This is a genomic window from Microbacterium sp. Z10_103 (genome assembly GCF_058310455.1).
In genome coordinates, this window is sequence record NZ_JBZEGK010000001.1 from 3,163,385 (window position 1) to 3,178,514 (window position 15,130).

The 15,130-nt window shown below is 69.7% G+C and carries 17 protein-coding genes and 1 pseudogene; 6 read left to right on the forward strand and 12 right to left on the reverse strand.

Annotation, left to right across the window (positions count from 1 at the left end; all coding sequences use genetic code 11):
* Positions 1-4 precede the first annotated feature (4 nt).
* On the reverse strand, positions 5-1,132 hold the full coding sequence (locus AC4FS2_RS15330; protein WP_491155398.1) for a histidinol-phosphate transaminase: 1,128 nt from the start codon (positions 1,130-1,132) through the stop codon (positions 5-7).
* A 59-nt stretch (positions 1,133-1,191) separates the two neighbouring features.
* Between AC4FS2_RS15330 and AC4FS2_RS15335 the strand changes: the two genes are divergently transcribed.
* Positions 1,192-1,584: a phage holin family protein gene (locus tag AC4FS2_RS15335; RefSeq protein WP_491155396.1), complete on the forward strand. Its 393-nt coding sequence runs from the start codon at positions 1,192-1,194 to the stop codon at positions 1,582-1,584.
* Here AC4FS2_RS15335 and AC4FS2_RS15340 read toward each other — a convergent pair.
* Positions 1,538-2,860 carry a hypothetical protein gene (locus tag AC4FS2_RS15340; RefSeq protein ID WP_491155394.1) on the reverse strand — a complete coding sequence of 441 codons (1,323 nt, stop codon included), beginning with the start codon at positions 2,858-2,860 and terminating at the stop codon, positions 1,538-1,540. The two genes, AC4FS2_RS15335 and AC4FS2_RS15340, sit on opposite strands and share 47 nt — an antisense overlap.
* Positions 2,857-3,159, reverse strand: coding sequence for a hypothetical protein (locus AC4FS2_RS15345; protein ID WP_491155392.1), 303 nt, complete (start codon positions 3,157-3,159; stop codon positions 2,857-2,859). Before AC4FS2_RS15345 ends, AC4FS2_RS15340 begins: the two co-directional genes overlap by 4 nt.
* Positions 3,160-3,272: 113 nt before the next feature.
* On the opposite strand from AC4FS2_RS15345, the gene AC4FS2_RS15350 reads away from it, so the two are divergent.
* Together AC4FS2_RS15350 and purB are read left to right on the forward strand one after the other, a co-directional pair.
* Entirely contained in the window at positions 3,273-3,779 is a 507-nt protein-coding gene (locus AC4FS2_RS15350) for a low molecular weight protein-tyrosine-phosphatase (protein ID WP_491155391.1), read from the forward strand.
* 31 nt (positions 3,780-3,810) lie between these two features.
* Complete coding sequence (purB, locus tag AC4FS2_RS15355; protein WP_491155389.1) at positions 3,811-5,190, forward strand: adenylosuccinate lyase; 1,380 nt, start codon at positions 3,811-3,813, stop codon at positions 5,188-5,190.
* A 31-nt stretch (positions 5,191-5,221) separates the two neighbouring features.
* On the opposite strand, the gene AC4FS2_RS15360 is transcribed toward purB, so the two are convergent.
* The 4 genes from AC4FS2_RS15360 to AC4FS2_RS15375 form a co-directional block, all read right to left on the reverse strand.
* Positions 5,222-5,566: an amino acid transporter gene (locus tag AC4FS2_RS15360; RefSeq protein WP_491155387.1), complete on the reverse strand. Its 345-nt coding sequence runs from the start codon at positions 5,564-5,566 to the stop codon at positions 5,222-5,224.
* The gene (locus AC4FS2_RS15365; protein WP_491155385.1) at positions 5,563-6,198 is read right to left on the reverse strand and encodes an acyl-CoA synthetase; all 636 of its coding nucleotides are present in this window, start codon (positions 6,196-6,198) and stop codon (positions 5,563-5,565) included. Before AC4FS2_RS15365 ends, AC4FS2_RS15360 begins: the two co-directional genes overlap by 4 nt.
* 71 nt (positions 6,199-6,269) lie before the next feature.
* Positions 6,270-6,587 (reverse strand): hypothetical protein, encoded by a 318-nt coding sequence (locus tag AC4FS2_RS15370; RefSeq protein ID WP_491155383.1) that lies wholly within the window; start codon positions 6,585-6,587, stop codon positions 6,270-6,272.
* A 13-nt stretch (positions 6,588-6,600) separates the two neighbouring features.
* On the reverse strand, positions 6,601-7,269 hold the full coding sequence (locus AC4FS2_RS15375; RefSeq protein ID WP_491155380.1) for a DJ-1/PfpI family protein: 669 nt from the start codon (positions 7,267-7,269) through the stop codon (positions 6,601-6,603).
* Between the two features lie 118 nt (positions 7,270-7,387).
* Here AC4FS2_RS15375 and AC4FS2_RS15380 point away from each other — a divergent pair, with 118 nt between their 5' ends.
* Positions 7,388-8,344, forward strand: a complete 957-nt coding sequence (locus tag AC4FS2_RS15380; RefSeq protein ID WP_491155378.1) for a GlxA family transcriptional regulator — start codon at positions 7,388-7,390, stop codon at positions 8,342-8,344.
* A 33-nt stretch (positions 8,345-8,377) separates the two neighbouring features.
* Here the strand turns inward: AC4FS2_RS15380 and AC4FS2_RS15385 are convergent, their stop codons facing one another.
* Positions 8,378-9,286 carry a glycoside hydrolase family 43 protein gene (locus AC4FS2_RS15385; RefSeq protein ID WP_491155376.1) on the reverse strand — a complete coding sequence of 303 codons (909 nt, stop codon included), beginning with the start codon at positions 9,284-9,286 and terminating at the stop codon, positions 8,378-8,380.
* Between the two features lie 93 nt (positions 9,287-9,379).
* On the opposite strand from AC4FS2_RS15385, the gene AC4FS2_RS15390 reads away from it, so the two are divergent.
* Positions 9,380-10,237, forward strand: coding sequence for a ribokinase (locus AC4FS2_RS15390; protein WP_491155374.1), 858 nt, complete (start codon positions 9,380-9,382; stop codon positions 10,235-10,237).
* A gap of 7 nt (positions 10,238-10,244) precedes the next feature.
* On the opposite strand, the gene AC4FS2_RS15395 is transcribed toward AC4FS2_RS15390, so the two are convergent.
* The 3 genes and pseudogenes from AC4FS2_RS15395 to AC4FS2_RS15405 all read right to left on the reverse strand — a co-directional run bounded on the left by AC4FS2_RS15395 (position 10,245) and on the right by AC4FS2_RS15405 (position 12,684).
* The gene (locus AC4FS2_RS15395; protein ID WP_491177631.1) at positions 10,245-10,904 is read right to left on the reverse strand and encodes an amidohydrolase family protein; all 660 of its coding nucleotides are present in this window, start codon (positions 10,902-10,904) and stop codon (positions 10,245-10,247) included.
* An 89-nt stretch (positions 10,905-10,993) separates the two neighbouring features.
* Positions 10,994-11,731, reverse strand: a pseudogene (locus AC4FS2_RS15400) (amidohydrolase family protein); the annotation flags it as partial.
* 206 nt (positions 11,732-11,937) lie between these two features.
* Positions 11,938-12,684, reverse strand: a complete 747-nt coding sequence (locus AC4FS2_RS15405) for an alpha/beta fold hydrolase (RefSeq protein ID WP_491155370.1) — start codon at positions 12,682-12,684, stop codon at positions 11,938-11,940.
* Between the two features lie 156 nt (positions 12,685-12,840).
* Between AC4FS2_RS15405 and AC4FS2_RS15410 the strand changes: the two genes are divergently transcribed.
* Positions 12,841-13,491 (forward strand): GntR family transcriptional regulator, encoded by a 651-nt coding sequence (locus AC4FS2_RS15410; RefSeq protein WP_491155368.1) that lies wholly within the window; start codon positions 12,841-12,843, stop codon positions 13,489-13,491.
* Positions 13,492-13,720: 229 nt separating this feature from the next.
* Here AC4FS2_RS15410 and dnaB read toward each other — a convergent pair whose 3' ends face one another.
* Positions 13,721-15,088 (reverse strand): replicative DNA helicase, encoded by a 1,368-nt coding sequence (gene dnaB / locus AC4FS2_RS15415; RefSeq protein ID WP_491155366.1) that lies wholly within the window; start codon positions 15,086-15,088, stop codon positions 13,721-13,723.
* Positions 15,089-15,130: the final 42 nt, after the last annotated feature.

The window sequence follows — 15,130 nt, forward strand, 5'->3', positions numbered from 1 at the left end:
CCTGTCACAGTTCCCACGCTAACCCGCGGCCCGCGTGGCCTTCCGGGAGGGTCCGGACAACGGATGCAGCAATCCGTAGGACCTTCTCGACAGACTCTTCCTCGCCGACCGACACGCGAAGGCCGTCCCCGGCGAACGGGCGGACGATCAACCCTTCGTCCGCGAAGGCGGCGGCGAACTCGTCGGTGTGCGCACCGGCGGGAAGCCACACGAAATTGCCTTGCGCCTGCGGCACGCTCCATCCCGCGTCGCGCAGCCCTGCCGCGAGGCGGTCGCGGCGCTCGCTGATCACGCCCACGCGCTCCAGCAGGGCGGCTTCGTGGTCGAGGCACGCAAGCGCAGCGACCTGGGCCTGAGCGGTGACCGAGAGGGGGATCATGGTCGCGCGCGCCGCATCCAGCACCCGCGGGTGCCCGATCGCGTACCCGATGCGGAGGGCGGCCAGCCCGTACGCCTTGGAGAAGGTGCGCAGCGCCACCACGTTCGGCCGCCCGAGAAGACCGAGCACCCGCAACCCGTCCACCGCGTCCGGGTCGGTGACGAACTCGGCGTACGCCTCGTCGAGGATGATCATCACGTCGGCCGGCACGGCGTCGAGGAAGGCCGCGAACTCGTTCTGGGTGACGATCGGGCCGGTCGGGTTGTTGGGGCTGCACACGAGAATGACCCGCGTGCGCTCGGTCACCGCTGCGGCCATCGCGGGCAGGTCATGGCGGGCATCGTCGGTGAGGGGCACCTCGACCGCCGTGGCCCCGGCGACGTTCACCAGGGTCGGGTACGCCTCGAAGGAACGCCACGCATAGATGACCTCGTCGCCGGGTCCGGCGGCGGCGAGGATCAGCTGCGCGATGATCGACACGCTCCCCGCTCCCACATGCACGCCGTCGACGGAGACGCCGAATCGCGCGGCGAGCCGCTCTCGCAGAACCGTTGCCGAGGCGTCCGGATAACGGTTGAGCTCGCCGGCGCCGGCCACGGCCTCCAGTACGCCGGGAAGCGGGTCGAAGGGGTTCTCGTTGCTCGAGAGCTTGAAGGCGTCGGCGCCGGCCTGTCGTCCCTGCCGGTACACCGGAAGCGAGGCGATCTCCGGTCGGATGCGGGGGAGGATGGGCGCGTCATCGTCGGCGGTCACCCGTCGAGCCTAGCCGCGGGCCACTGCACACGTGCCGACGGCTCTGGCATAGTGGCCCCGTGCGTTTCATCGTCCGCGTTCTCATCAACGCCTTCGCGATCTGGGTGGTCTCACTCATCACGGTGCTGCAGGTGCGCCTCGTGGCCTTCCCTCCGGGCGAGTGGCTGCAAGTGGCACTGACCGCCTTGCTGGTGGGCGCGATCTTCGCCGTGGTGAACGGCATCATCGGCACCGTGCTGAAGGTGCTCGCCTTCCCGCTGTACATCCTCACGCTCGGGCTCATCTCGCTGGTGATCAACGGGTTCCTGCTGTGGCTGACGGCATGGATCACGACGCTGTGGGACTTCGGCCTGCGGGTCGAGCACTTCTGGTGGGGCGTGCTGGCCGCCCTCATCATCACCGTCATCAACGCGATCCTCGGCGCTCTGTTCCGCCCGAGCCGGAAAGACTGACCCGCTCCGCCGCGTAATCGCCCCCCACCCCTCGTTCGGCCTCGCCCAGGTCGCGGAACACCGCGTGCAGGCCCGCGGCACGGGGGTCGTCCGACGCATCCAGGAGCGCCGCGGTTTCGGCGTAGGCGGTCATCTCATGTGCGGGGGCGGTGAGGTCGTGCCATCCTGCCGGGGCGTCGGCAGTGCGCTCGACGATGAAACTTCCCGGCGCTCCCACCGTGACCGGGTGCCCGCCGCCCTGCAGCGCGGCCACGGGATCGTCAGTGTGCCGGATCGTGACCGCCAGAGTTCCCGACCCCACGTCCGCCTGGATGGGCGCGCCGAACGACACCAGCGTTCGCGTCTCATACGGCCCCTCGAGAGCGAGGCGCTCGCCGACCATCGCTCCCTGGGAGTAACCGAACACGTGCACCACGTCGCCCGGCTCGGCACCGGCGTCTTCGAGGGCGGCGAGGGCGGCCCGGTACGAGGCGGAGCGCTCCCCGCCGTAGAGCTGCACGTTGGAGCGCAGATCGAACGGATCGGCACCGGCCACAGACTGCGTTCCGGCGACATAGACGGTGAACTGCCGCGCGCCCCCGGGCATCGTGTAGCGCTCGACACGCACACGGGCGTCTTCACCCCCGGGGATGCGCGCGGCTGCCGCGGCGAGCGTCGCGGGCGGCAGAGAGGGCGCCGACGCCATCCGTCGGATCGCCACCGGATCGCCTGCCCCGCGGAGCCGCTCGCGGGTGCCCACCGGCCCGAGCCGGAGCGCGTCGACGCCGGCCCCGAGGGTCGAAAGGAGGACCGGCACGAGCGACCCGACGAACGGTCCGGCTCCCAGCGACCCGAGCCACGCCTGAGACGAAAGGTCACCCCGCTCCGGGCCCTTCGCGAGGAGTTCCTGCGCCTCCAGCCAGAGATCGGGGTCGTCGGGGCGGGCGGCGGCGATCCGCTCATCCCATCGCGCGACGGCGGCGTCGTCGCCGGCCGCTCGGGCCGCGGCGCGCTGGGCGAGCATCTCGACCGCCTCGTACAGATCGGCCGCCTGGTCCACCGCCGCCGCGAGGTCGGCGGCCAGCTCGGCGGCGTCGGCGAGGACGACGCCGACCGTGTAGAGCTCTTCTGCCGGCGGCTGGCCCGCGACGCCCGCGAGCCTCTCGGGCGCGCCCCGGAGGACATGGATCGCGTCATCCGTCTGCTCCGAGAGCGATCGCAGACGCGAGGCCGCCTCCCGCAGGCTTTCGGTGTCGACCTCGATGACCCCTCCGGCGAGGATGGTGAGTTCGCTCACGGCATCGGCGCTCCGACGATGATGCGCGCCCGCGTGGCGGCCAGCCCGTCCAGAGCCCCTTCGATCTGGGCTTGCGCGACGCACAGCACCCGTTCGATCTCCTCGGCGCGGCTTCCGAACGCACGAGCCGACGGCGCCTGCCAGCGCACCGCGTCCTGGAGACGGGCCGACCGCAGAACGAGGGCGTCGACGCGATCCTGCACCGCCCGCACGGTCTGAAGGACGTCGCCGACGATCTCGAGGCTCGCCAGCGTCGAGGCCGGGAGAAGGGCGGGAGGGGCGAGAATCGGGATCGTCACGCGTCCAGCGTGCCGCTCCGCGCGGCGCGACCGCGGGCTCTCCCGGGGATCGGTGAGGGACGCGGGAAGAACCGGGCCTGTGCAGGAGCGGTCGGTCACGACAGAATGTGGGGATGACTGCGCGCGCGACAGAGCCGTTCCGCGTCGTCTTCGTCTGCAGCGGCAATATCTGCCGGTCGCCGATGGCGGACATCGTGTTCCGATGGTTCGTGGATTCTTCCGGGCTGGGAAGACACGTGGCCTCCTCCTCGGCGGGTACCGGCGATTGGCACGTCGGCGAGCGGGCCGACACGCGCACCCTCGAGGCGCTCACCCGACGCGGCTATGACGGCGCGCGTCACCGGGCCCGTCAGTTCACGGCCGCCGACTTCGATGCCAGCGACCTCGTCGTGGCCCTGGACCACAGCCACGAACGAGTGCTGCGCGGGTGGGCGCGCAGTGAAGGCGACGCCGACAAGATCGCCCTCTTGATGTCGTTCGACTCCTCGGCCAAGTCTCTCGACGTGCCCGACCCGTACTACGGCTCACCGGCGATGTTCGACGACGTGCTCGGTATGATCGAGGGCGCGAGCCGGGCGCTGTTCCGCCAGCTCGAGCCCGCGATCCGCTCCGCGGTCTGACGCTCCGACCGCGACCCGAAACGGGAGACCCGTGACCTCTCTTCCTCCGCAGCCGCTCAGCCCCCTGGACGGCCGGTACCGCGCGGCCGTCGCGCCGCTGGCCGACTATCTCTCCGAGGCGGGGCTCAACCGCGCCCGGGTCGAGGTCGAGGTGGAGTGGCTGATCGCGCTCACCGACCGCTCGCTGTTCGGCACGCACCCCCTGGGCGACGACGACAAGGGACGCCTCCGCGCGCTGTACCTCGAGTTCGGGGCGGCGGAGATCGACTGGCTCGCCGAGCGGGAGGCGATCACCCGCCACGACGTCAAAGCGGTCGAGTACCTCGTGCGCGATCGCCTCGCGACCCTGGGCCTGGACGCCATCGCCGAACTCACGCACTTCGCGTTGACCAGCGAAGACGTCAACTCCGCGGCCTACGCCCTCACCGTGCAGCGCGCCGTGACGCGCGTCTGGCTCCCTCAGCTGGAGGCGGTGACGGATGCCCTCGCCGCGCTGGCCCGCGAACACCGCGACGCCGCCATGCTGTCCCGCACGCACGGTCAGCCGGCGACGCCCACCACGATGGGCAAGGAGATCGGCGTCTTCGCGTGGCGTCTGCGCCGCGTCGCCGGCCAGGTCGCCGCATCCGAGTATCTCGCGAAGTTCTCCGGGGCGACCGGCACGTGGTCGGCCCATCTCGCGGCCGATCCCGACGTGGACTGGCCGGGTGTGTCCCGCGCGTTCATCGAGTCACTGGGGCTCGGATTCAACCCGGTGACCACCCAGATCGAGTCGCACGATTGGCAAGTGGAGCTGTATGACCGGGTGCGCCACGCCGGCGGTATCCTGCACAACCTCGCCACCGACATGTGGACCTACATCTCGCTCGGCTACTTCAGCCAGATCCCCGTTGCCGGCGCCACCGGCTCGTCGACGATGCCCCACAAGATCAACCCGATCCGCTTCGAGAACGCCGAAGCGAACCTCGAGATCTCCGGAGGGCTGCTCGGCACGCTCGCCTCGACGCTCGTGACCTCGCGGATGCAGCGCGATTTGACCGACTCGACGACCCAGCGCAACATCGGCGTCGCGTTCGGCCACTCCCTGCTGGCCCTGGACAACCTGGCGCGCGGTCTCCGCGAGATCTCCCTGGCCCCGGGCGTGCTCGACGCCGACCTCGACGCGAACTGGGAAGTGCTGGCCGAAGCCATCCAGACCGTGGTCCGCGCGGAGATCGCGGCGGGCCGATCGTCGATCGCCGACCCGTACGCCCTGCTGAAGGACCTCACGCGCGGTCGCCGCGTCGGAGCCCCCGAGCTGGCGGATTTCGTCCGCGGGCTGGATATCGGCGACACCGCGAAGGCGCGACTCCTCGCCCTCACTCCCGCCACCTACACGGGTCTGGCCTCCACGGTCGTCGACCAGCTCTGACGCCGGCCTCGCCGACGCCGGCCCGGGCGGGTCAGGGTGCGGGAGGGGTGCCGCCGTCGCGATCCTTCGGATCGTCGCTCGGAGACTGCGGAGCATCCTCGGGAGGCAGAAGCAGCGGACGATCGAGGGTCTTGCCGACCTGGGCCGGATCGACGGCCAGCAGAAGCAGGGCCACGATGACGAGCACCGCGATGAACGTGATGCCGGCCACGATCGCCCCGAGGACGAGGGCACGCTCGGTCTTACCGTCCGGCCCGCCCTGGAAGACGCCCATGCTGACGACTGTGACGATGCCGGCGAAGAGCGCGGAGATGAAGGCGAGGCCCAGCAGCTGGACCGGCCGCATGAGGTCGCGGCGGGTGGGCTTGTCGGTCATGCGCCGACCTCCTCGGATGAGGCGGCCGCGACGGGCTCGCGGCGCGGAGAGAAACCTGCGATGCCGAGGTACACCGCGACGATCGCGGCGTACCCACCGAAGATCCCCACCGCGATGATCGTTCCGGTCAGGGTGAAGGACTGGCCGGCTTCTTCGATGTAGTACTCGAGCGCGTATCGCGTGGGGACGAAGGCGACGGCTGCGGCGAGCGCCGCCGTGAGGATGCCGACGGTGAGGGAATCGCGGCCGGATGCTGCTCCCTCGTTCCGCCGCCGCGCACGGGCGCCGACGACGATCTCGGTCACTCCGGTGGCCACCGCCCACGCGATGAGGACGGCGAACAGCAGCTCGGTGGTGCGCCAGGGGCCGATGCCCGCGACCATGCCCGAGGCGAGGTTCAGCACCGCCATGAGGATCGCCGGTCCGCGTCGGCCGGCGGGATACACCATCCATGCCGCCAGCGCGAACACCAGTCCGGTCGCGATCGCGAAGCCGCTGAACACCGACAGGCCGACGGCGGCGGAATGGTCCGGCGAGAACGTCACCATGACCGCCGCCAGCGCGGCGAACAGCGCGCGGGCGATCTGCAGATGCCGCACCTCGAAGGCGCGGGCGGATGGTGAAACGGTCACGACACGTCCCGGGGAGGCGGAAGAAGGATGCCTCCAGTCTAGGTCGTGCCTACCGTTGCCCTTGCCCGGGGTCAACCGGCTGACCGCTGACCCGTGACCCGTGTGCGGGGAAGGCGGCCGGCCTGAGAGGAGCCCGACAGGGTGTCCCCGTCGATCGTGACGTCGTAGGAGAGGTTGAGGCGGAGCGGTCGCGTGATCCGCTGCGTCCACGTCACGTGCTCGCCGTCGGGTGCCTTCGAGACGGCCACGTTCTCCAGGACGACCTGCTCACCGGCACCGGTGGCGGTGCCGGTGAAGCCGTCGAGGGTCTCGGTGAAGGTGTAGTCGGCCTCGATCGTGCCGATGGGAGTGGCCATGCGCAGCCGCCAGCTGCCGGAAAGAGCGCTCATGGTCGGTGCCCCCTCACGCCGCCGCGACCGGGATGGCGCCGGTGCTCTTCCACGTGGTGCCGCGGCGCTCGTACTCGAACAGCACCTCGACCGATCGCGCGATCTGCGGGCCGAACTCGCGCTCGAGCAGGTACAGCCCGAGATCGAGCCCCGAGGTCACGCCGCCGGCGCTGACCAGGTCGCCATCGTCCACCACGCGGGCGCGCACCGCGTGAACCCCCGAGGCATCGAGCAGGTCGATGCCGAGCACGTGCGTCGTGGCGGTGCGTCCCTCCAGGAGGCCGGCCATCGCCATGGCGAGCGATCCGCCGCAGACCGGGGCCACGGTGATGTCGGCCGCCGCGAGGCATCGGGCCAGGAGCCCGGCGGCATCGCTCGCCGCAAAACGCGCCAGCAGCACCGGGACGGTCTCGATGCCCTCATCGGGGTCGCCGTCCACGGGCCCGGAGGCCCCGGGAACGAGAACGAATCCCGGGATGTCGGGATCCAGCGTCCCGGTCGCAGCGAGGGCGATGCCGGGTGTGCCCGACCGCACCACGCGTGGCCCCTCGGCGGTGACGAACTCCAGTTCGATGCCGCCGCCGAGCGCATCGCGGCCCGCCGTCAGGACCTCGTAGGGGGCGATCACATCGAGAGGGTCGAAGCCATCGAACAGGACGAATTGGAAGCGTGGGAAGGGCATGTGCCCATGCTCCGTGACACCTGCGGCATGACCCCAGTGACCTTCTGGTCACGATTGGCCGGATTCTGGCCAACGGTTCTCGGGCATCACGCTGCCGCCCACCCTTATCATCAGGGCCATGCACACCGTCGCCGTGCTCGCCCTCGAGGATGCGATCGCCTTCGATCTGGCCACGCCCATCGAAGTCTTCGGGCGGGTGCGCCTTCCCGACGGCCGCCCTGGCTACCGGATCGTCGTCGCCGGTCCGACGTCGACGGTGACCGCGGGACCGATGCGCCTCTCCGTCGACGCGGGGTTGGATGCCCTGGAACGCGCCGACGTGGTGGCGGTACCCGGGCGCAACGACCCCCACCACGCCACTCCCCCGGCCGTCCTGGACGCGCTCCGCTCCGCCGTCGAGCGGGGCTCCCGCGTCGCATCCATCTGCGTCGGAGCGTTCAGCCTCGGGGAGGCCGGCCTGCTCGAGGGGCGCGACGTCACGACTCATTGGCTTGCCGCCGCCGAGCTCGCGCGTCGTTATCCGGGTGCGCGGGTCGACGCCGATGTCCTCTACACCGACAACGGCTCCGTGCTGACCTCGGCCGGTGCCTCGGCCGGGCTCGACCTCTGTCTGCACATCGTCGAGGCCGACTACGGCGTCGCGGTGGCCGCGGATGCTGCCCGCCTCGCGGTCGCGCCGCTGCAACGCACCGGGGGGCAGGCGCAATACATCCTCCGCAACCGTCCGACGTCGCAGACCGCGACGCTCGAACGCGTCCTGGGGTGGATCGAGGAGAATGCGTACCGGCCGCTGACACTCGCCGAGATCGCACAGACCGCGGGCAGCAGCATCCGCACCCTCACCCGCCGATTCGACGCCGAGGTCGGGCAGAGCCCCATCCAGTGGCTGTCCGGCGTCCGGATCCGTCACGCGCAAGAGCTGCTGGAGACCACGGACCACACGGTCGAGCGGATCGCCGCACAGGTCGGCTTCGCCTCGCCGAGCAGCTTCCGCACGCAGTTCGGCCAGGTGGTCGGGGTGACGCCGGGCGCGTACCGCAGGACGTTCCGCCCGGCTCGCGTCGGTCATCCCTGACGGAGCGGCGTTGCACGTGAAACCGCCGGGGCGTCAGGCGTCCTGCGCGAGCCGGACCGTTCCGTTCTCCTGACTCAGCCGGCGGAGCACGGTGCGTTCGTTCGGGGTGTCGTTGGGCTGATGCAGTGTCAGCAGCAGTTCGCCGTGGAGGGTGCGCCCGATCATCCCGTGGCCGCCGTCCGCCGCCCAGATGGGCTCAGGTTCCTGCTCCCAGGGACCGTCGATGGCGCCGCTGGCCGACCGCGCGATCCCCATGGCGTACCCGGAGTCGCCGAAGCTCGACCAGAGCATGATCAATCCGCCGTCATCCATGCGGTGCAGAAAGGGGCCGTCGGTCACGAACGCCGACACCTCCGGGGGCACCCGCCGATGCGTGATCGGCCGCGCCCACGCGGCGCTGGAGGCGCGGAACAGGACGAGCGGGTCGCCGATGGTCTCCCTCAGGTCGGCCGACAGGGGCTGTGCCACGACCTCCCCGTCCCACACCTGTTCCCATTCGTGGCAGAAGACGATCCACGGGACGCCGGCATCGTCGACGTGCAGCGTGCCGTCGAGGCATTCCCACTCGCGCGGGGTGACCGGGCCATCGCTCCACAGCGCATACGGGCCCTCGGGGCGCTCCGCGACGAGGATCTGCGTCCCCCGGCGCACGCCTTCGGCTGTGAAGGTGGCGAACATGAAGAACCGCCCGGCGTAGCGGTGCACTTCGGGCGCCCAGTAGTTGCGATCCGACCAGAATCCGGCAGGCGGGCGGAAGGCCTCGATCGGCCCCTCCCACGACTCCAGGTCGGTGCTGCGGTAGCAGTCGAATCCCGTCGCCGGCGGATTCCAGATGTCTGGGTCCGTGGAGCCGAAGAGGTAGTACGCACCCTCCCCGGGAACCGTCAGCAGGAACGGATCGCGGATCTGGATGTCGGCGAGGGTCTGAGTCGGAGAGGTCATGGCGTCTCTACTTTCGCACCTCACGCGGTGGTGTGAGAAAACGCTTTTTTCGCGACGTCTTCGCCACCACTGCCGTGGTGGTGGAATGGACGGATGACCTCTTCCCTCGGCGCCCTCTGTGTGGTGGGCAGCATCAACGTCGATGTGACGACGACCGTCACCCGCCTTCCCCAGCCGGGTGAGACCGTGCTGGCGGCCTCGTTGCGGCGAGACTTCGGGGGGAAGGGCGCCAATCAGGCGGTAGCGGCGTCGCGGCTCGGCGCCCGGGTGCGCATGGTCAGTGCGGTGGGCGATGACTCCGACGGCCTGGCCGCGCTGGCGAACCTGCGCGACGCCGGGGTCGATGTGGGCTCGGTCTGGCTGGGCGACGCCCCGACCGGCACGGCGCTGATCACCGTCGATGAGTCGGGCGAGAACCAGATCGTCGTGCATCCCGGCGCGAACTCCGAGGTCACACTGGACGGAGGATCCTTCTCCGCGGATGAGGCCGTGCTCACGCAGCTCGAGATTCCGCTCGCCGTGGTCACGGCGCTGGGTGCGGTGCCCGGGTATCTCGCGGTGAACGCCGCGCCGGCGCATCCCCTGCCCGCCGAGCTCGTGGCGCGCGCCGATCTGTTCATCGTCAACGAGCGCGAATACGAGGCGCTGCCGGAGCTGGCCGACGCGAGGCTCGTCGCGGTGACCTACGGATCAGCGGGCGCGGCGCTCCTTCGCGACGGGACGGAGATCGTGCGCGTTCCTGCACCCCGCGTGACCGCCGTCAGCTCGGTCGGGGCCGGGGACGCCTTCTGTGCGGCCCTCACGGTCGCATTGCACGCGGGTTGGGATGCGGAGACGGCGCTGCGCGCCGCCTGCGCCGTCGGGGCGGACGCCGTCACGCGTTCGGGCGCACAGCCGCCGCTGCGTCGGCTGGACGAGTACGCCCGACCAGCCGCTTCACCACCGGACTGAGGCACCCTCAACGAGGAGTCGGCGTGAACCAGCCGTCCGTCTCGAGGTCGGCCCACAGTTGCCTCACGACCTCCGCGCCGCGCCGGATGATGCGGGTTTCGTCGTCGACGACGAGGTGCCCGTCGCTGACCTGCAGCACGCCTTCGGTCATCACATTCCGTACCATCGGTCCACTCGCGTAGAGCAGGTTGTTCAGGGGTTCCGGACCGGCTTCGCCCGCTCCCACGAGGAAGCCGCTCACGTCTATGGACGTCAGATCCGCCAGGGCACCCACCTCGATGCGGCCGATGTCGGTCCGCCCGAGCCCTCGTGCGGGATTGGTCGTGACCGACTCGATCATGTCCCACACCGTGGGACGCTTCACCGGTACCGGGCTCGTCTCGTGGATGATGTCGTAGCGCAACCGGCCATAGAGCACCGCAAGCTTCGCGTTCTCCAGCATGTCGTTCGAGTGTGAGTCCAGTCCGACGGCGACGTTGATGCCCGATCCGAGCGCCTCGATGAACGGCTGCCGCCCCTCGCCCGATCCCGCGCCCGCACCGGAGGGACAGTGCACGTAGGTGAACAAGGCCTTCTGAGCGAGGAACGGCGCGTCGGTTGCCGCGTCCCACCCGCCCATGTGCGCCCCGAAGAAGGGCACGTCGTACCAGCCGTGTCTTCCACCCATCGCACCGGGCCTTTGCCCCACATCCGCTCGATGCGCGCCGAATCGGCCGACAGCGTCGCGAGATGCGTGTGGATGCCGGTCCCCAGCTCTCGCGCCGCAGCGAGGACCGCATCAAGCGTCTCGGGTGTCGCCGTCTCTGGACCGTGCGGCGCGATCATCGGTTGGATGCGTCCCCCTTCGGCGCCCTTCACCGACCGGGCCCACGTCAGATAGGCGTCGATCTCATGGATCGTCCCGGGGGCGGATTCCACGATCGTCGAGTCGTCCGGTGCGAACCAGATCGGCAGCATCTGAGAGAACGTGGGGAGCATCCCCGACGCGTAACCGCGCACTCCCCAATTGCGGGCCACCCGGACGTACGATTCGGCGTGAGCCAGGGAGAGCGACTGCTCGAGCTGCGTCGTGCATCCGCCGCGGAGGATCTCGGCGAGGTTGTACGCGGTGACCGCATCCAGGTCGTCACCCGAAACCCCCTCGAGCAGCACGGCGGGCTGACCGTACGACCGGCCCCCCTCGATGAGCCCACGGGTCGGCGAACCGAGCGCGACATGCGTGTGTGCGGAGATCATGCCGGGGATGAGCAGCTGCCCCGTCATGTCGATGCGCACGTCGTTGCCGGGGATGCGACCCTCCACGATGTCGGCGATTCGCCCGTCCCGAATGACGATGCTTCGATCGCGGACCAGCTCGAGTTTGCCGTCGCGGTGTACCAGCGTCCAGGTCGGCTCGAGGATCACCGTTCCCGCGTCTCGAACTGATCGGGACGCGGCGAGCGCCTCCTCGGCCGCCTGCTCGGAAGCTCCCTCTGCCACGTCGTTGTGACCCATGCCGACCCCCGTCGAACTCAGACGGGGCCACCATGGCGTCCGTACAGTGTCAGCAGAGTATGTGCAGGCACACTGCACGCACAAGGCAAGGGCGCGAAGCGCGGGTCGGCAGAGGCGGCGGGAACGCCGGGCCGGCTCGCTCGAACCCCAGTGGGGCCGGCTCGCCTCACAGGTGCGAACCGGCCCCGGCGGGAAGCGGACTGCGCTCAGCGACCGACGCGCAAGGCGGCCTTCGCGGCCTCGTCGATGGTGTCGGAGACGACCCCGGCCTGGGTGATGAACACATCATGACTGGCGGCGACCCGGGTGATCTTCGCGCCGCTCCTCGTCGCCATGTGCTCCAGCATCGCCGGGTCGAAGGACTTGTCGTCCGTGGCGATGACCGCCCAGGTGGGCTTGTCCCGCCAGGCCGCGTTCGTCACCGCCGCGCCGAAGACCGACATGTTGATCGGGATCTGCGAGTCACGGAGGAACGCGGCATCCTCATCACTGGCGTCCGCCGCGAACCCGGCCTTGAACTTCTCGTGGTTGAGGAATCCGTACCCGTCGTCCGCCACGTCGATGACGAAGTCCGGCGTGGGGGCGAACCCCTCGTACTGCTGACCCGTCGTCTGGCCGGCGTCGGGCGCCAAGGCGGAGACGTAGACCAGCCCGGCGACGTTCGGGTGCACGCCCGCCTCGGTGATGACGGTGCCACCCCAGGAGTGCCCGACCAGAATGGTGGGTCCGTCTTGCCGACTGAGAACCCGCGTGGTCGCCGCGACGTCGTCTTCCAGCGACGTGAGTGGGTTCTGCACGACCGTGACCGTGTATCCGCGCGCCGTCAGGTTCTCGTAGACGCCGCGCCATCCCGACCCATCGGCGAACGCCCCGTGCACCAGCACGACGTTCTTGACCCCCTGATCTTCCGTGTTCTCTGAAAGGACCCCCGCCTGGGCGTCGATCGTGCTCACGTCGTTCTCCTCTCCCTGCCGTACCGGCCCTCGCCGGACGGGTCATCGTCAGACCGGTGATCATCGGTCCGATGTGCAATATATTGCATATCGTATTCATCGGCAAGGCCCTGCGGGAAATTCGGCGACGGGCGCGACGTGTGTGCAATATGTTGTATGCCGATTCCGCGCGACACCCCTGCCGTCGACCGCACGCTCCTGCGCGATGACGTCTACCGACGGCTGCGGGACGCTCTCGTGGATGGGACGTTTGCGCCGGGAGAGCAGCTCAAGGACGCCGAGCTCGCGGGATGGCTCGGGGTGAGCCGGACGCCGGTGCGCGAGGCTCTGCTCCGCCTTGCCGCGAGTGGGCTGGTCGTCGCCCTCCCGGGTCGTTCCACGACCGTCAGCGCCATCGACGCTCCGATGGTGCGCGACGCGAGAGATGTGGTCGCCGCCATGCACGAGCTGGCGGTCCGGGAGGTGACCGGCCGCCTCAGCGAGGCGGAGATCGCGCGCATGCGGGGCGCGAACCGCCGGTTCGCCGCTGCCGTGGCCTCAGGGGATGTCACCGGGGCGCTGGATGCGGACGAAGAGCTCCACCGGGTTCCGATCGCCGCGCTCGGCAATCAGGCCGCGGAAGCGGTGCTGGAACAATTCGAGCCGCTGGTGCGCCGCGCGGAGCGGCTGCGCTTCGGCGCCGACGGCTCTGGTTCGGTCGATCGACATGAGCAGCTCATCGATCTCATCGAAGCGGGGGATGCGGACCGCGCGGCATCGGTGGCCTTCGACATCTGGCGCAGCCTGGAGCCCGCCGCGGAGGTCTGACGTGGTGTTCGACGGCGAGAACGCCCTCCAGCCTCTCGGCGTGGCAGGGTGGGCCACGCTCCGAGTTGCGGATCTCCGGGAGCGCCGTTCCCCGCAATCCACTGCTCATTCTCGAGCGCGGCCACGGGCGTCCGCTCGTGCGGCGGAAAGCGGTGGTGCTCGGGTACGGCAACGAGGAGTTGCGGTCCGGGAACGCCCATACCGAGCGCTTACGCGCGCGGGCGAGTGATCACATCGCGGGCGCCATGTCGGTGAAGCGAGAGTAGTGACCCTGGAAAGCCACCGTGATCGTGTCGGTCGGGCCGTTTCGGTGCTTCGCCACGATGAGGTCGGCCTCACCCGCACGCGGGCTGTCCTTCTCGTACGCGGCCTCGCGGTGCAGCAACACCACCATGTCGGCGTCCTGTTCGATCGAGCCCGACTCACGCAGGTCGGACAGCGCCGGCTTCTTGTCGGCGCGCTGCTCGGGACCACGGTTCAGCTGCGACAGCGCGATCACCGGGCACTGCAGCTCCTTAGCGAGGAGCTTCAGCGCACGGGAGAACTCGCTGACCTCCTGCTGTCGCGACTCGACCCGCTTACCGCTCGTCATGAGCTGCAGGTAGTCGATGACGACCATCTTGAGCCCCTCGCGCTGCTTGAGCCGACGGCACTTCGCGCGGATCTCGACGAGCGTCATGTTGGGACTGTCGTCGATGTAGAGAGGCGCATCGTTGATCCGCCCGCGGGTGGCGGCGATCGTCGTCCAATCGCGTGAGTCCAGAGTGCCCTTACGCATGCTCTGCAGGGGGATGGCGCCCTCCGCGCTGAGGAGGCGCATCGCGATCTCGCTGCGACCCATTTCGAGCGAGAAGAAGATCGTCGGCATGTTGTGCTTGATCGCCGCGGCGCGGGCGAAGTCGAGCGCCAGCGTCGACTTACCCATGGCGGGGCGCGCGGCGATGATGATCATCTGCCCGGGGTGCAGGCCGTTGGTGAGCTGGTCCATCCCGGAGAAGCCGGTGGGGATGCCGGTCATCTGGCCGTCACGGCCGCGAGCGGCCTCGATCTCATTGACGGCAGCATCCACCGCTGTGGTGAGGGGGACGTAATCCTCCGCGGTCTCCGCGCCGGAGACGTTGTAGATCTCGGCCTGCGCGTTGTTGACGAGGTCGAGCGCGTCTCCCTGACCCGAGTAGCCCATCTGCACGATGCGCGTTCCGGCTTCGACGAGTCGGCGAAGAAGCGCACGCTCAGCGACGATCGACGCGTAATACCCCGCGTTCGCCGCCGTCGGGACGATGGATGTCAGCGTGTGGAGGTAGTCCGCCCCGCCGGCCCGCTGGAGCTCACCGGTCTTGATCAGCTCGTCCGTGACGGCGACGACGTCGGTGGGCTCCCCGTGGGAGTACAACGACAGGATGGCCTCGAAGATCAGCTCGTGCTTCGGGATGTAGAAGTCCGCGCCGCGCAGCGTCTCGATGACGTCGGCCACGGCGTCCTTGGAGAGGAGCATGCCGCCCAGCGCGCTCTGCTCGGCAGGCAGGTCGTGCGGAGGGGTGCGTTCGGCCCTTCGGGGTCCGCCGAGGCGTTCTTCCGAGATGTCGGCGATCGACACGCGCTCTCCATTCCGTCGGGTACGGGTAAGGTCCGCTCAGAC